Annotated in this window: 9 protein-coding genes; 6 read left to right on the top strand and 3 right to left on the bottom strand. The window is 36.1% G+C overall.

Translation table 11 applies throughout. From position 1 onward, the window contains the following. Positions 1-982: 982 nt before the first annotated feature. Entirely contained in the window at positions 983-5,059 is a 4,077-nt protein-coding gene (locus tag ZPR_RS22050; protein ID WP_041579380.1) for a hybrid sensor histidine kinase/response regulator transcription factor, read from the bottom strand. Between the two features lie 545 nt (positions 5,060-5,604). On the opposite strand from ZPR_RS22050, the gene ZPR_RS22045 reads away from it, so the two are divergent. Genes ZPR_RS22045 through ZPR_RS22020 form a run of 6 tightly spaced genes read left to right on the top strand, consistent with a single transcriptional unit; the run spans position 5,605 to position 15,916 of the window. Continuing rightward, positions 5,605-8,763: a SusC/RagA family TonB-linked outer membrane protein gene (locus tag ZPR_RS22045; RefSeq protein WP_013074012.1), complete on the top strand. Its 3,159-nt coding sequence runs from the start codon at positions 5,605-5,607 to the stop codon at positions 8,761-8,763. Positions 8,764-8,785: 22 nt separating this feature from the next. Then, the gene (locus ZPR_RS22040; protein ID WP_013074011.1) at positions 8,786-10,645 is read left to right on the top strand and encodes a RagB/SusD family nutrient uptake outer membrane protein; all 1,860 of its coding nucleotides are present in this window, start codon (positions 8,786-8,788) and stop codon (positions 10,643-10,645) included. Positions 10,646-10,676: 31 nt separating this feature from the next. Next, a complete protein-coding gene (locus tag ZPR_RS22035; protein WP_041579379.1) occupies positions 10,677-11,348 on the top strand; it encodes a DUF3823 domain-containing protein in 672 nt (223 codons plus the stop codon). Next, entirely contained in the window at positions 11,326-12,867 is a 1,542-nt protein-coding gene (locus ZPR_RS22030) for a glycoside hydrolase (RefSeq protein ID WP_041579373.1), read from the top strand. Before ZPR_RS22035 ends, ZPR_RS22030 begins: the two co-directional genes overlap by 23 nt. Before the next feature lie 31 nt (positions 12,868-12,898). Continuing rightward, a complete protein-coding gene (locus ZPR_RS22025) occupies positions 12,899-13,909 on the top strand; it encodes a glycoside hydrolase family 43 protein (RefSeq protein WP_083759802.1) in 1,011 nt (336 codons plus the stop codon). 57 nt (positions 13,910-13,966) lie between these two features. Beyond that, complete coding sequence (locus tag ZPR_RS22020; RefSeq protein WP_013074007.1) at positions 13,967-15,916, top strand: glycoside hydrolase family 97 protein; 1,950 nt, start codon at positions 13,967-13,969, stop codon at positions 15,914-15,916. Between the two features lie 189 nt (positions 15,917-16,105). Here ZPR_RS22020 and ZPR_RS22015 read toward each other — a convergent pair whose 3' ends face one another. Continuing rightward, on the bottom strand, positions 16,106-16,618 hold the full coding sequence (locus tag ZPR_RS22015; RefSeq protein ID WP_013074006.1) for a GNAT family N-acetyltransferase: 513 nt from the start codon (positions 16,616-16,618) through the stop codon (positions 16,106-16,108). A 313-nt stretch (positions 16,619-16,931) separates the two neighbouring features. Then, positions 16,932-18,359: a TolC family protein gene (locus ZPR_RS22010; RefSeq protein WP_013074005.1), complete on the bottom strand. Its 1,428-nt coding sequence runs from the start codon at positions 18,357-18,359 to the stop codon at positions 16,932-16,934.

Below are 18,359 nucleotides of genomic sequence, written 5' to 3'. Positions count from 1 at the left end.
GATTAGTTTATATGTAGGTTTTATTAGATTTCAATCGATTTCGGTAGCTTTTAGGATTCAGGAAATAGAGCAAGTTTGGCTGGTATATTATTGAATTTTTCCTGGGGTAGTTTACTGCGATTTCCTTTTACCGTTTGTTATACCAGAGTGATGCTACGGGAGTAGTATTTCCCATGCTCTGGTGAAATGGGATCGAATAGATTATCATATTCTGATATTTATTTCCATTCCGCTTGCCTGTTCGTCGTTTAATTGATTTGTAATTATTTTACGTGTTATTAATACATTTAATAATTTATAGGTTTAAATACTGATAAATCATTAATCTTTCGTCCAAATTATAATTTTAGCTCCGTTTGAAATGTTCAAATTGTGTCATTCTATCACTAATACCGTTCAAACTTTAAAAAAATCTTAATTTTTGGGCTTTTTGATACATTATGAGAAATACTGATACGATATATTGAATTTTTTTATACTTCTACAGGATATCGGCTAAGCTTATAAAGGAGGTGAAATAGTTTATGGGAGGTAAAAAAAATGATTTAGCGCTTAAATTTTGATTTTATTTGGCATATAAAAAAGCCTTTTTCTAAATGACATCCCTAATCTCTAGTTTCGTTGTTAAGGGTATAATATTGATTTTAGAAGGTTTTAATAGGCTCGTATTATCGTAATATGAGTGCAGTCATCTTCACCTTAAAAGAACCTCTTCTTGAATGGATGCTGGCAAAACTCCTGAGTGCGGTTTTTAGAATCTATATCATTTTTAGGTTGAAAATCATATAGAGGTTTATATGAAGCTACAAAATGGCGCTCCGGAAATTACCAAAAACTCGTTTAGGATCGGGTTGGGGTATAAAGGCTAAATTCGGGCTCACGGCAATGAAATTTATAGACCACCTTATTTTGAATTAATCCAGCTCAAATTTTCTATCGATTTTTAACAATCTTAAGCTTTTATCGCGTCATGTGAAATGTTTTATAGCTGTGCAGCACCAGATTTGAATTCAGACGGGTTATACCCGTATTTTTCTTTAAATACCTTCCTGAAATATTTTATGCTACTAAAACCTACTTCGAAAGAGGCTTCAGTGACCAGATAATCTTCCTGATAAATAAGTTTGGCTGCTTTTTTTAGTTTAGTATCACGAATAAATTCATTGATACTTTGCCCTGTAATCGCTTTAATTTTGCGATATAAAGAAGTTCTGCTCATCCCAAGTTCCTTTACCAGGTAATCGGTATTCACTTTTGTTTCAGGACAGCCGGTTAGAATAAGCTCTTCTATGTTAAATAGAAATTGCTTTTCAGCATCAATAATTCCGGATGTTTTTTCAGAGAATGAATGTTGTTGTACGCCTGAATTTCCGTTCAATAAAAACTCCTGTAATTTTTTACGATTTTCAAGTAAGGCTTTTATTCTTGTTTTTAGCAAGCTGGGATGAAATGGCTTGGTAACATAATCATCTGCCCCTTCTGAAAACCCGGAAGAAATACTTTCGGTATTGCTTTTTGCCGTTAATAAGATAATAGGAACATGGCTGGTGATATGATGTTTTTTTAATTGATTGCATAATTGAATACCGTCTAGTTTTGGCATCATCACATCAGACAGGATTAAATCGGGCACATGTTTTATGGCTTTTTTAATGCCATCCTCTCCGTCGTGCGAATGAATCAGGTCAAAGTCATCTTTAAGGATATTATCCAGATACATTAGAATTTCAGGATTATCATCAATTATTAAAATAATTTCTTTGTCTTTCTTACCGGCCAGTTGTTTTTCTTTCTTATCAAGAATCACCGGTTGTTGGAAACTTTCTTTAGCCAGTTTATTTTCGGGATCTTTTTCTTCAATCTGCGTATGTTGTTTATTGATTTGCAGGTTAGCAGGGATACTTAGTGTAAATTGAGTGATGCCCTTGCTTTCACTTTTTACCTGAATCCTGCCCTGATGCAGTTCAGCAAAACGTTTTGACAGTGCTAATCCAATACCCGAACCTTTTTTTCTAAGACTATTATCGGCCCGGTAATACCAATCAAAAATTTGATTAATATCTTCTTCCTTAATACCAATTCCCTGATTGCTTACTTTTATTTTAAGTTTCTCGTTTTCGATAAAAACATCAATAGCTACTTTTCCCTGCCATTTAGAGTATTTAATAGCGTTGGATAGCAGGTTATTATATATGATTTCTAGTTTGTTTAAATCGCATTTAAACTTTTTAAGCGGAGTTAATATATTTAGCGAAAGCTTTATTTTTTTGTCCTTAGCAAGGGGCTTATAATTTTTTGTCCATTGCTCAATATGTTTTTCAAGATTGTGCTGCCCGATAATTAATTGGCTAAGTCCTTCTTCTGTTTTTCTAAATTCTAACAGGCGATCTATGCGGCCGTACAAATTTTGGGCGTTGCGCTTTATAAAATGGAGATGCTCTATAGTTTCCTGTTTATTTACTTTCCCCAGTAAACTTTCTACGGGCGCCATAATTAATGTAAGTGGCGTTTTAAGCTCGTGGGAAAATGCGGTAAAAAACCGTAGTCGCTCTTCGTTAAGATCGTGCTCTAATTTTCGTTGTTTTTTCTCAAAAATTAAGGAGTTGTTCAGTTTTAAGCGGTCTGAATAGTACTTTCCAATGACAAAAATAATTAAGCTAAAAGCAAGAATATAAAGGATATAAGCAGGGAATGTTGCCCAAAATGGGGGCAGTATAGTAATTGATAATATTTTTGAGGTGTTAGTACTATATGGTGAATCGGTTTTAATTTCTAACTCATATGTTCCCGGCGGAACATTGGTGAAATTAGCCGATCCTACTCCCTGAGTTTTAATCCAAAATTCGTTATGACCCTTTAGTTTATAGAGATACTCGATATTATTGGCCTCTGGAAATTTTAAAGCGGCAAAGTCTATCGAAAATGTATTTTCGTTGTGATCTAAAGTAATGGAAGACTGGTAGGGGAGCGAAGACTTTAAAATAGCGTCTTTGTCATCGTTTGCAAAAACCTTTTTATTTAAGACGATAAGATCTTTAAGGATAAGAGGATAAGATTTGGTTTTTTTAGAGAACTCTTTGGGTTTGAAATAATTCACCCCATTGGTGCCGCCGGCATAAATAGTTCCTGTGTTAGAGATTAAAAGACATCCAACACCAAAACCTCCTTTTTGGATATTATTGAGGCTTGATATATCCAGTATTTCTTCATTTTCAAGATTAAATCTATTAATCCCCCTGTAGGTAGAAAGCCAGATGTAATCTTTATTTTCCTGAACAATATCGGTAATCGTATTATTACTAAGTCCATCTTCTTCAGTATAGACGGTAATTTTTTTAGATTCAGGATTTAATAAAATTAAGCCGCCATACCTTGTCCCGGCCATGATCTTATTTTTAGAGACCGGATGAATAGCGAATACAATGTTACTTGTCATCCCTTTAGTATTGGAAGAATTAAAAGATTCTGCAATACTGGTTTTAGGATCAAATTTAATGATCCCTGTACCAAAGGTTCCTAACCAAAGGTTTCCGGTTTCATCTTCTTCGATATCTCTAATATCAATCTTACCAAGAATTTCGACATAGTCAAATTCATCTTCCCGGTTGTTGTAAAGGTATAAGCCGCCTTGATTGGTGCCTACCCAAATATTATCATTATGATCCTGAAAGATAGACCTTACATCACTTCCATTACTGGGTTTACCTAATAAGTAGTGTTTAAAGTCTCCAGTATTCTTATCTAGCTTATTTAATCCGCCAAGATAGGTGCCAATCCAAACCCTTTCCTGCTTATCTTCCAGTATGGACAAAATATAGTTGTTGCTTAAACTTTTAGGATTGTCTTCAAGATGTGTATAGTGAGTGAATTTTTTTGAATCGGGATTGTACAGGTCTAAACCCCCACCATCTGTTCCAATCCAGACATTGTTGTTAGATGCGTTGGCCAAAGTCCCAATGCGGTTATGGATTAAGGAGTTATCATTTTTTTCTTTTTGCTGAATATTATGAACAATCTCTCCGTCAGGGTCTACATAATTAAGACCGGTTGAAGTGGCAATCCAAACTTTGCCGTCCTTATCGGTCTTCATTTTATAGATAGAGCGGTTATATACACTGGAGCCATCATTTTCCGGTAAGAATTTTTTGATGATTGGTTGGTTGGGGTTTTGAAAAAATAAAGATTTGTTTAAAATATTTAGTCCTCCATTTCGTGTTCCGATCCAAATATTACCTTTTCTATCTTCCTGAAAGGATAGAATATCATTATCACTTAAATTTTCTTGAAGATTAATTTTTTTACCGGTACTGGTGATTATTGAAATACCAGATCGTGTTCCGATCCAAAGGTTATGCTGATCATCTTCGTATAAGCAGTTAATGATCGAGGAGTTTAAAAAACTGTTTTCCGACTGATATTTTTTAAGGACTTTCCCCGATTTGAAATCGATTTTATTTAGCCCGCTATTAAAAGTGCCTACCCAAAGTATGGAATCCTGCTGTAAAAGTGATGAAGATATTTCTGTGGAAGTCATCGATCTATAATCGATGTGTTTTTTCTGTAATTTATAATGTTTATCGAATAGTTGGATTCCGCCGCGATAGGTACCCACAATAATAGTTCCCGAAGAGGTTAAAGAAATAGAACTAATACTATTATTAAGTAATCCGTCTTTTTGGTTGATCAATTTCATTTGGCCTGTACGGGTATTGTATACGTTAAGGCCTTTATCAGTACCAATTAGAAGTTCCTCGGGATCTTTAAACGCTAAGCGCTGTGCCGAATTATTTGCAATTTGATATTGATCGGATCCGGTATTTTCTCTGAACTTCAAAAATTCAGATCCGTCGTACCTGTTCAGTCCGTCCTCTGTAGCGATCCATATAAAGCCTAAAGAATCCTGAACAATATCATTTATAGAATTACTCGAAAGTCCATTTTCAACATTTAGGAGATGAAAATTTAATGCTTGCCGGGGTACGTTATCAATTGCTTCTTGGCAGTATAGGGGCTCTACTATGTTTAAAAAACAAAAAGTAATAGTAATTATCATCTTCATAGTCCTGGTTTTAGAATGTTGCGAAATCGTTTTCTTATTGATGTATAAGAGATTCGATTTTAGCAAAATTTTTATAAATGTAAAAAAAACACTTATGATTTTTATAGAAATTCTGACTTAATCGATGCTAAATGCATTTACCATTTCTTATAGCATTTCACTTTAAAAACGTTAGAAAAAGACATGAATTCAGGAATGTATAGCTAAATAGAAGTATTCTATTCCGTATAGGAAGTTTATTGCCCAGGTTTTAAAAATGAATTTAGAAAATTGCAGGAAAAGGATTCCGCTTCCATTTTATAGTTCAGTTTTTATTAAATGTTAATTTTCTCCTTTATTTATTTTGAGAATGCCGAAAATACCCCCTTGAGATTGGTGAATTAATAAAATTTGCTAGAAAACACCCTTTTTCTGGACAAATCTTATCCTTTAGAAAAGGTTAAAAATGGAGAATATTGTAAATGATAATCATCGAAATCGATTTCTTTCTTTCGATGATGTTATTAAAAAAATAACGAGTCATTTTCAATTAAATTTTTAACTATATGTATAAAATTTTACTACAATCGCAAAAGCTAAAAGTAGTTTGCTTTTTATTTTTTGCGCTTTTATCGCAAATTATTATCGCCCAGGAACGAGAAATTTCTGGTGTGGTAATGGACAACTCAGGTTTACCTTTACCGGGAGCATCGGTGTTATTAAAAGGTACTTCTAACGGAGTAGTTACTAATTTTGATGGTGAATTTGAAATTAGTATTCAAGAGGGAAAAGATCAGATCCTTTTAGTGTCTTATATAGGATATTTAGAAAAGGAAATTGAATTAACAACCGAATCTTATTACGAGATTAGCCTTCAACCTAATGAAGAGGCATTGGATGAGGTTGTGGTAGTAGGATATGGTACCAAAAGAGAAAAGGATGTAACGGGTGCCATTAGTACCATTAAATCTGATGATATTTCTCGTACAACTTCAACGACTACCGCTGGGGCGTTGGCCGGTAAAATTCAGGGGGTTTCTGTAAGAGCTCAGGATGCACGTCCGGGTCGCGGTGCTTCCTTGGAAATTCGAAATATGGGAAATCCTCTTTATGTAATCGATGGGATCCCTTATGGCGGCGATAATGGTCGCGACTGGTTGCAGTCTACCGGAAATTCAGGGAACGACATGTTTAATTCTTTAAACCCGGAAGATATAGAAAGTATTACTATTCTTAAGGATGCTTCTGCTGCGGTGTATGGAATGAGAGCTTCAAACGGTGTTGTACTGGTAACCACTAAAAAAGGAAGAAAGACAGATCAGCCAAAGATTAGTATTAATGGGTATACCGGTTGGCAAAATCTTACCAGATTTCCAGATCTTGCTAATGCAGCACAATATACCAGAGGTCTTGTAGAAGCAGCCCAAAACGAAGGTCGTGACCCAAATACCGTTTTTACTCCAGAGGAATTACAAAAATGGCAGGAGGGAACCTTACCTGGTTATCAAAGTTACGATTATTATGATTTTGTTATGAGAGATAATGTTCCACAGTATCATGTAAATGCAAGTGTATCAGGCGGAACAGATAAAACTAATTATTATCTATCATTGGCCAATACAAATCAGGAAGCTTTATTGGACGATTTCGCGTATGAACGAACAAATTTACAGGCTAATATCGAATCGCAGATAGCAGATAGATTAAAAGTAGGTACACAAATAAGTGGTAGAATAGAGGAAACTAATGATGTTGGTTTGCCGGGAGGTGATGGCTATTTTTCTGCAATATTAGGCTTGTTTAGTAATCTACCAACTACCCCTCCGTATGCTAATAATAATCCGGAATATCCTAATCAAACCAGGGATTTTTCAAGAAATCCGGCGTTATTTAAAAGGGATATTGTAGGATATAAGGATAACTTTGCCAGAAACCTGAATGTAAACTTATATGCTGAATATGAATTTTCTTTCGGCTTAAAAGCAAGAGGAACCTATTCTTACAATTTCAGTAATAATAAATTTGATGGCTTCCAATACAGATATGATGTATTTACTTACGACGAAGCCAACGATACTTATAATGCTACAGGAGGATCTGACGCTGGTTGGAGATATCAGGCAGAGCGGGAAGATATTAGTACATTCTCTCAAATAAAATTAGATTATGCCAAGAAGATCGATAAACATTCATTTTCTGCGATGGCTGCTTACGAACGCTCTGATTTTGAACAGGATTATCAACAAATGGGAACTAACCCATCTAATGATTATTTACCGCTATTAGAATTTAATCAATTAAACTTCTTCGCAGATGGTTGGAACTATCAGGCACGAGTAGGCTATATTGGTAAATTTAATTATAGCTACGATGATAAATACATTGTCGAATTATTAGGAAGATACGATGCATCCTATTTATACCCCAAAGGAGACCGTTGGGGATTCTTTCCAGGTATTTCTTTAGGTTGGAGAATTTCAGATGAAAAGTTTTTTGAACCGCTTACTGGTGTAATCGACGATCTTAAAATTAGAGCTTCTACCGGGGAAACTGGCCAAGAACAAGGAGTGGGAATGTTTGATTATTTAGGCGGATATACCTGGGATAATGGAAGTGCAGTATTAGATGGAACTTATACTACTGGACTGCGGCCAAGAGACTTACCGATTACAAACTTATCATGGGTAACTAATACCAATTCTAATATAGGTATTGATCTAACAATGTTTGATAATAAACTTAGTGTTACGGCAGATGTTTTTAGAATAAGGAGAACCGGTGTTCCTGCACCAAAGTATGATGTTTTACTTCCAAGTGAAGTAGGATATACTTTACCAGAGGAAAATCTTAATGAGAATGGTTATAATGGAGCTGAAGGAATAATTACGTACAAAAGTTCTATAAATGACTTTAATTATTCTGTTAGTGGAAACTTCACTTATTCAAGATACAAAAGTATTTCAACCTATAAACCACGTTTTGGAAACTCCTGGGCAGAATATAGAAACTCTGCAGAAGACCGTTGGGGAGGTATCTGGTGGGGATATCAGGTTGTGGGAAGGTTCCAAAATGAAGAAGAAATTAGAAACTACCCTATAAATATTGATGGTCAAAATAACCGGACGTTATTACCTGGAGACTTTATTTACAAAGATGTAAACGAAGACGGTGTGATTAATGGGATGGACGAGCGTCCTATTGGCTACCCAGATAGCTGGTCTCCAATGATATCTTATGGAGGTACGATCGCAATGAATTGGAAGAATATCGACCTTGCTATAGATCTAGCAGGAGCTACCATGCAATCCTGGTATCAGAACTATGAGCTAAGAAATCCATTTCACGCAGGAGGAAACTCTCCAGCTTATTTATTGGAAGATCGTTGGCATAGAGCAGATCCTTACGATCCTGAAAGTGAATGGATTTCAGGACGTTATCCTGCTATACGTAACGGAAACGTTGGGCCAAACCACCGTAATAGTGATTTCTGGTTAACTAATGTATGGTTTTTGAGACTTAGAAATATTGAACTGGGCTATACTTTACCTAAAGAATGGGTTTCCAAAGTAAATGTAGACAGACTTCGTTTTTATGTAACCGGTTCTAACCTGGTTTCATTTGATAATGTAAATGGTTTCGAAATAGATCCAGAAATATCTGCAAATGCTTCAGTAGTTTATCCACAACAAAGAACAATTGTTGTTGGTTTAAATCTTTCACTTTAATAGAGGTTATTAAAATATTATTATGAAATATACAATTTTACGCATCTTAATAGTTGCATGCTTTATAGGCGTTATAAGCTGTGATAACGATGCATACCTGGAACGTCAACCCAAAAATATTATCGGCGATGAACAATTATGGAATGACCCTGAGTTGATTAAATCACTTCTTGCTAACTATTATGATAGATTACCAAGTTTACATGGGGTATTTAATGTTGGCGGAATGACAGAGATAGACGACGCGATGTGGTCTGGTCATAACGATCAAAACTGGAGGAATGATTTTCAATATAATTATGATTACGGACGCTACTGGGATTATGGTTTTATAAGGGATATTAATTTAGCTCTTGATAACCTGGAAGAGTTTAGTACTGAAATTGATGTCGAACAAAAAAATCTTTTTGGAGCAGAACTTAGATTCATCAGAACTTTTGTTTACTTCGAAATGGTAAAACGTATGGGTGGGGTACCACTGGTAACCGAGCAGCTTATTTATGATTATAGTGGGGATCCCGAATACTTACAAATTCCAAGATCTACGGAAGCTGAGGTTTACGATTTTATTTATGCAGAATTAGAGGATATTAAAGATGATCTTTCCGGAAATAATGGCAGCCAGACACGAGCTAATTATTATACAGCTTTAGCTTTAGAAAGTAGATCAATGTTATATGCTGGCTCTTTAGCTAAATATAATAACTTAATGGATAATCCAATTACTTTGCCAGGGGGAGAAGTAGGGATTCCTGCAGGCAGAGCGAATGAATTTTATACAAGATCTTTAGCAGCCTCTAATGAAATTTTACAAAACGGAAATTACGCTTTATACGATGCAAATCCAGACAGGGGGATGAATTTCTATGAAATGTTAATGGATAAAACCAGTAATGAGGTGATTTTTGCCAAGGATTTTCAGAACAGCTTAAAAACTCATGGCTTTACTTTCGAAAATATCCCAAGAAGCTTAACCGAAGACAACGAATATCCCACCAATCTTACCCCTTCTTTAAACCTGGTGGAAAGTTTTGACTATTTGGATGGTAGTGATGGGGAATTAAGAATTACTAATTCCGACGGTAGCCCTATAGTGTATGATGAGCTTACCGGTATTTTTGACAATAAAGATGCTCGTTTATATGGAACTGTTATTTATCCGGGAACTTCTTTTAGAGGCCTACAAGTTAGTTTACAGGCAGGAGTAGCGGTGTGGAATGGTTCAGGATATTCTTATGAAACTTCTCAAAGATTAGGAAGTGTTTATAGCTTTCCCGACGGAAGCGGTGATGGAGGACTATGGACGGGTGCAGATGGTCCGCAGGATAATGCACAGTTTGTAAGTAATACAGGATTCTATATTCGCAAATTCTTGAGTAATGCTTCAGGAGCGAGTACTAGAGGAGTGGCTTCAGAAAATTGGTGGCCATGGTTCCGTTTAGGGGAAATCTACTTAAATGGAGCAGAGGCTGCATTCGAATTAGGGCAAGTAGAAACTGCTACGGCCTATGTAAATACATTAAGAGAACGTGCCGGCTTTCCGGCGAATAGTATTGCTAACCTTACTATGGATGATATACGTAACGAGCGTCGTGTAGAACTGGCTTTTGAAGATCATCGTTTTTTCGATTTAAAACGTTGGAGGATAGCACACGAAATTTGGGATGGAGACGAGAATAGCGAACAGGCGGTTGTTTATGGCTTATATCCGTATAGAATAGTACGCCCCGGGCACCCAGATAATAATCATTATATCTATAACAAGATAAGACCAACCCGATTTAGAAGAGCTCGCCTGTTTAGATTAGGTAATTATTACGCTTCGATAGATCAGGGAGTTCTTAATAATAATCCAAAGCTGGTTAGAAATCCTTTCCACTAGAATTTTAAGCTTTAACGAAAACTTATTTGTAATGAAAAAATATATATTATACAGCCTTATATCCATAAGCATGGTGCTTGCTGGTTGTGAATTAGATAATTTTGATGCTCCTAAAGCCATGCTGGAAGGACAGGTGACCTACCAGGGAGAACCCATATCTGTAAGATCTAATAGTGCCGAATTCCAGATATGGCAGGATGGTTATGCTTTGAATGAATTAATTCCTGTATTTATTGCTCAGGATGGTACGTATTCGGTATCTCTTTTTGAAGGAGAATATAAACTGGTTCGCCGTGGAGGCGATCCCTGGTTGCCACAATTAAACGATACTATTGTAGTGCAGGTAAGTGGAAATACTCAGGTAGATGTGCCAGTAACACCATATATCAATATCTCTAATGAAAACTTTCAGATGAATGGATCAACTTTGAGTGCAAACTTTCAAATTGATCAGATCGTAGCAGATACTAACGTTCAGGAAATAAGCATCATGCTTAGCAGGAATATTCTCTTGGATAGAAATATAAACGACTTTAATAAGGTTATAGAACTCGAAAGTTTTGAGTTTGGGACAAGTAATTCGGTAGCTATAGAAATACCAGAATCTTTAAGAGATGAAGGCTATCTTTTTGTTCGGATTGGGGCTAAATCTTCGATGGCTAACGAGTTAATTTATACCCATGCACAAAAGATCGATCTATAGGATTTTTATAATCCTATTACTGGTCAGATTTTCCTGTTTAGGGCAATCTAGTGTAGAAAACGCTACAAGTATTGTCTGTCAAATTAAAATAGATACCTCTGTTGTTTACCAAAACATAGACAATTTTGGAGCCTCAGATGCATGGTCCTGCCAGTTTGTAGGATTGTGGCCAAAAAGTAAAAAAGAAAAAATTGCCTCCTTACTTTTTAGTAAGGAGGTAGATTTAGAGGGTAACCCTAAAGGAATTGGTTTATCACTTTGGCGATTTAATTTAGGAGCAGGCAGTAGTGAGCAGGCAGAGAAAAGTGATATTAAAGACGAATGGCGTAGAGCGGAATCCTTTCTTAATAAGAATGGTTCTTATAACTTTCAAAAACAAAAAGGCCAGGTTTGGTTTGCACAAAAAGCTAAAGATTATGGGGTAGATCAACTGCTGTTATTTTCCAATAGCCCACCGGTAGAGTTTACCAAAAACAACAAAGCCTATAGTGTTTCTGGTCAGATTTCTAATTTGCATAAAAGTGAGTTTCAAAATTTTGCTACTTATTTAACCAATTCGGCTATTGGTTTAGAAAAAATGGGATTAGAGGTAGATTATATTAGTCCTTTAAATGAGCCACAATGGGATTGGGCTGATGCCGGGCAGGAGGGAACTCCTTTTTGGAATCATGAAATTGCAGATTTTGTAAAAGTTCTGGATTCAGCAATAACAAAAAAAGGTATAAAGGCCAAAATAGATATTACTGAAGCGGGACAAATAAATTACCTCAGCAGAGAAGATAATCGGCCAGGAAGAGGAAATCAGATCACAGAATTTTTTAATTCTGAATCTAAAAATTACATAGGTAATTTACCTAATCTTAGCCATACCATTTCTGGACATAGTTATTTTACAACATCACCAGATCAAAAATTGATAAAAGAAAGAGAGACTCTTTCTGAATCTTTAAAAGCAGTAGAAGGACTTAAATTCTGGATGTCTGAATATTGTATTCTGGGTGATAATAATGGCGAAATTGAAGGAAATGGAAGAGATCTTGGTATAGATCCGGCTTTGTATATGGCGAAAGTAATTCATAGCGATTTGGCAATTGCTAATGCATCGGCATGGCATTGGTGGATGGCAATTTCCCCCTATGATTATAAAGATGGATTAATTTATATTGATAAAAATAAAAAAGACGGTAATTTCTATGAGAGTAAAATGCTTTGGGTTTTAGGGAATTATAGTAGATTTATTGAGCCTGATAGCAAAAGGATAAAAGCTTCGGTTTCTAAAGATTCTTCTTTACTTGCTTCAGCCTATATCAATAAAGCCAAATCTAAAGTTACTTTGGTGATTATTAATTCTGAAGAAAAAGCAATCAAAATAAAACAATCTCTGAATAACAATGATATTGTTAATTTTAAAAGCTATACAACTTCTAAAGATCAAGATTTAGCATATACTTTGAATAGTGAAAGCCATATTGTTATTCCTGAAAGATCTATTGTGACCGTTGTATCAGATCTTAAATAAGCAAAAATCATCAATCTAAAATGCTTAAAAAATGAGAACAAAAAGAAGCTCTATTAATCATGCGTTATTGATGTTCTTATTTTTTCTGTTTTCGACAGGCTTATTCGCTCAATCTAATCTAAAAGTGCAAACGGCTATCCCTATAGATTCTATTCGGCTTAGTGATCCTTTTATTTTGGCAGATAAAAACACCCAAACCTATTATATGACGGGTACTGGCGGTAAACTCTGGAAGAGCAAGGATCTTAAACTTTGGGATGGACCTTTTACGGTGGTAGAAACCGATCCTGATTCGTGGATGGGAAAGCGACCGATGATCTGGGCAGCGGAAATTCATCAATTCAAAGACAAATATTATTATTTTGCCACCTTTACCAATCGTGAAGTCATTATAGATACGGTGAAAGGCAATAAAATTGAACGTCGTGCCAGCCATATTCTGGTAAGTGATTCGCCAGAGGGTCCTTATAAACCAATGGAAGATAAAACCTATCTTCCGGCAGATAAACCAACTTTAGATGGAACCTTCTGGATAGATAAAGATAATAAGCCTTATATGGTTTATTGCTATGAATGGCTGCAAAACTGGGACGGTACGATAGAGAAAATCCAGCTAAAACCCGACCTAAGTGGTTCGATAGGTGAAGGCGAATTGCTATTTAAAGCAAGTGATTCCCCATGGAGTAAAGAGCGCACGGAAGATGGAAAAATAAAACCAAATAAAGTAACTGACGGCCCGTTTTTGTTCGAAACACAAACCGGAAAATTAGGGATGATTTGGACAAGCTGGGTGTTTGGAGATTATGTTCAGGGAGTAGCTTATTCTGAAAGCGGCACTTTAGACGGTCCCTGGATCCAGGAAAAAGATCCCATTACTCCGCCTAATTTTGGGCATGGGATGATGTTTAAAACCTTTGAAGGGAAGTTGTTAATGGCACTTCATAGTCATCGCGTAGGTGCCAGGGGGAATTATATTCGAATCCCTGCTTTGCTGGAAGTAGATGATAGCAAAAACAAAATTATAGTATCTTCAAAAAAGTAAATCTTCCAAAACAATTTAAGTATAAAACTATCCTCCAATTTAACTCTAATTATAAAAATGAAATCAGTAAAATTTGTTCTCTCTATAGGGTGTTTAATTTTTGCGAATGCGATACAGGCACAGGTGGCAGAAATTAAAAGTCCAGATCAAAAAATACAATTGCAGGTACATGAAAACAACGGAAAAGTATCTTACGATATTCATTATGCCGAAGCGCAGTTTTTAGAAGATTCACCTTTAGGTTTAAAGACCTCGTTAGGAGATTTTTCATCTCAACTAAAATTTATTTCTGCTGAAGTAAATACGATCGAAAATTCATACGATCTCGATCGTGCTAAAGTTAGTCATGTAGATTATAAAGCAACCGAGTTGGTTTCGAAGTTTATAAATGAGCATCAGGATACCTTGTTTGTTTATTTTAGAGTTTCTAATCGCGATGTGGCTTATTCGTATACACTAAAATCGAAAGCAGGGCGATCTAATGTAAAGATTTTTGAAGAAGCTTCAGGTTTTAATTTACCAGATTATGCAACTACATATATTACGCCGCAAGCATTACCAATGACGGGCTGGATGGAAACTAAACCCTCTTATGAAGAGGAGTATACCCTAGGTGAAAAATTAGGAGAACCATCAACTTACGGAGTAGGATATACATTTCCTGCTTTATTCAAATTAGGTGAAAAAGGATGGGTTTTGATTTCTGAAACCGGGGTAGACGGAGGTTATCCGGGCAGTAGATTAAGTGAATCCACACAAGATGGGGTTTTTACGGTAGAATTTCCTCAGGAAGGAGAAAATAACAGTATTGGTGATGCGTTTGCAGCGATGGCTATGCCGGCAAAAACGCCGTGGCGAACCATCACTTTGGGGGAAAGTTTAAAACCAATTGTAGAATCTACCGTAGCATTCGATTTGGTAGAACCAAAATATAAACCTACAATCGATTATAAAATGGGACGAGCCGCCTGGAGCTGGATCGTCTGGCAGGATAACAGTATTAATTATGACGATCAGATTAAATATATCGATATGGCTTCGAGTTTGGGATTTGAATATGTTTTAATCGATAACTGGTGGGATAATAATATTGGTCACAAAAGAATGGAAAAACTGGTAAAATATGCCCGGTCCAAAAATGTAGAGGTGCTGCTATGGTATAATTCTAATGGTTATTGGAATGAAGCACCACAAACACCACAGGATAAAATGAATACCAGTATCGCCAGGAAAAAGGAAATGGAATGGCTGCAAAAAATAGGTGTGAAAGGTTTGAAAATTGATTTCTTTGGAGGAGACAAACAAACCACCATGAAGTTATATGAAGATATTTTGACAGATGCTAATGACTACGGACTGGGAATTACTTTTCACGGTTGTACGCTTCCAAGAGGCTGGCAAAAAATGTATCCAAATTATGTGACTTCAGAGGCTGTTTTGGCTTCAGAAAATCTAATCTTCCGTCAGGATGCTTTAGATAAACATGCTTTAAATTCAACAATATTACCTTTTATAAGAAATGCGGTTGGAGCAATGGATTTTGCCCCCGTGTTCTTAAATCAGAAAATGTCCAGGGAGCAGAAAAACGGCACCATAAGAAGTACTACAGATGCTTTTGAGCTGGCAACTTCTGTGTTGTACTTTTCGCCAATTCAGCATTTCGGTTTAACTCCAAATAATCTGGAAGAGCAGCCGGATCATGTTTTGGATTTTATAAAGGAAGTACCAACGGTCTGGGATGAAACCATTTACATTGGCGGAGAACCTGAAGATTATTGTGCCCTGGCACGTAGAAAAGGTGACCGGTGGTATGTTGCGGTTAGCAATGCCACAAAAGAGCAGCGAAAAATAGCATTAGAGCTACCTATGCTTGCAGGAAAAGAGGTTAAACATCTTTATGATAATAAAGATCAAACAGCAGGCTATAAAACCTCGAAAATCAAAAGTAACGGCACATTAGAAATTGAATTACTCCCTGAGGGCGGTGCCGTTTTATATGAATTATAAAGATAAAATAGTATAAAACAGCCTTTCAGTTTTGAGAGGCTGTTTTAGAAATATGTAAACCGATGTTTTTATTGAATTTTGATAGCCTATAATTAGGATCCCGTGCCTGACTCGCAATGTCATCACTAAGTATTCTCTAAAATTATAGAAAGGTTTACTATTAATTACCTTGCGCACTTGCCTCGGCTTTTAAAATTCTTTTAAAAATACTAATCGTGTTCCACGATCATCGGAAGCGATTTCTTTGACTTCAGTTAATCCAAGTTTTTTAATAGCATTTATGGATGCATGATTTTTTGGGCTCGCAGCCGCCAAAATTCGAGGTCTTTGAAGCTCATTTTTAGCAAAATCAATCCAGAATTGTCCAATTTCGGTAGCAAAACCTTTTCCCCAATACTCCTGATGCAGTACAAAACCAAATTCCAGATCGTTTTTATCTCCAAGAAAATCACACGGAATTAAGCCTGTAAAACCTACAAAATCATCTGTGGTTTTATCCAGAACGCACACAAAACCTATGCTATCAGTATCATTCAGAATAAAATCATTGGCTAAAATGTCCAGAAACTCCTTTTTGGTAAGTGTTCTACCTTTAAAAGCCGACTGCATTACGGTTTCATTTTTACAAAACAGTTGATAAAGCGGCATAAATAATTCGGCTTCAAAACTTACAATTTGGAGTCGGTTGGTTTCTAATTGCATTTTACAGGATTGTTTTAAGACTGAAAAGTATGGAAAATTTTGAATTATGAATGGTCTTTTACTAAAATTGAGAATTCTCGACTTCATTCCGTTACGCTCGAAAAGACAGAGAGTTTTGTCGTCTCAACCGTAGTGGCGGGATCTCTTTTTGAATGTTGAGTTTGAGAATTCTCGACTTCACTTCGTTACGCTCGAAATGACAGAGAGTTTTTGTCATCTCAACCGAAGTGGAGAGATCTCTTTTGGAATGTTGAGTTTGAGATTTCTGCTTCAGTCGTAATGACATTATCTAATAAATATTGCTCACTAAAAGCTACGATCCCGTTTCCATATTTCCGCGATAATATTCCATCACTTTTACTCGGAGTAAATATTGAAATTTAGCATTAGCCAGGTTAATTCTGGATTGGTCTAAACTGTTTTTACTTACGATATACTCTACAATGGTAGAAGCACCAGCGTTATATCGAATCTCATTAACCCTAAAACTTTCCTGATAGGCATCCACCTGTTCTTCTAAATTTTGCCATTTTTGGTAAGCTGTTTCCATATCAGCGTGAACCTGGATGATACGTTGTCTAAACTGATTTTTGGTACTTTCGAGTTCAATTTCGGATTGTTTTAGATTGATTTTTTGCAATTCGACATTGTTTTTAGCTCGGAATCCATTGAAGATAGGAATGCTTATAGAAACCCCTACACCTGAATTGAGGTTATTAGAAAACTGATCTAAAAATGAAATATCGGCCGTTGCATACTGAATCTGGCTCGCCAGTACTGGTAACGATTGCCCATTATACTGAATATAACTCCCGGTTTCAACGATTTCACTTCCATTTTCTGTAAACGTACGTGCTGTGCTGGAATAATTCGTGTTTAATTGCGCAAATAATCCAACCTGTGGATAATAATTGGAACGGGCAATTTTCACCTGTTTTTCTGCAGCTTTAATTCGGAATTCCCGGGCTTTAAAGGTAGCCAGGTTTTGCACCGCTTCTTTAAAAACATGATCAGCACTTAAATTGTACTTTTCATAAACTTCAAGCGAATGATACGCTTCTGGGAAAACTTTGTAATCAATATTTAGTAAAAGTGCTAGCTGAGAAACCGATTGTTTCAGATTGTTTTCAGCATCAATAACACTGTTTTCGTCAGCCGAATATTGACCTTTGATATTGTTGAATTCTGCCGGATTTGCATTTCCTTCTTCATTTAATTTCTGTAATCTATCCAGCTGTCTTTGGGTATTTAAGCGCCTGATTTCTGCGAGTTCTAATAAATCTTCAGCGTTTAAAATACCCAGATAAGCCATGGTGACATCTAAAATAAGATTTTGACGTGCTTCCTGCACTTCAGCTTCAGCAGCTTTAATATTCAGCTTATCCCTTTTTAACTGGTTTAGCAATCTAAATCCGTCAAAAACGATAGCGTTAAGATTTAGTCCGGCGTTCGAGTAATTCAGTTGTTGTTCGATCACATCATTAGAATAGGGGTCGATACTTCGCCCGTTCGTAATTCCGCCAGATATGCTTCCGTTTAAGCTGGGTAAAAATTCATTTCGACTTTGTTTAAAATTCACAGTGGCCGATTCTGAATTTAATTTTCGGGATTTTAGATCAGGATTATTTTTTAAAGCTAAAGTGATACAGTGCTCCAGATTGAGTACGACCGAATCTTGTTGCGATCTACCTAAAAATGGGCAAATAATGATGAGTATGATGATTGATGATTTTAAGTCCAT

Origin of the sequence: Zunongwangia profunda SM-A87 (genome assembly GCF_000023465.1) — a bacterium.
In the GTDB taxonomy this organism is placed as follows: domain Bacteria; phylum Bacteroidota; class Bacteroidia; order Flavobacteriales; family Flavobacteriaceae; genus Zunongwangia; species Zunongwangia profunda.
Note: the sequence above shows the minus strand (reverse complement) of the source record. Positions and strands in the feature narration are given on the sequence as shown.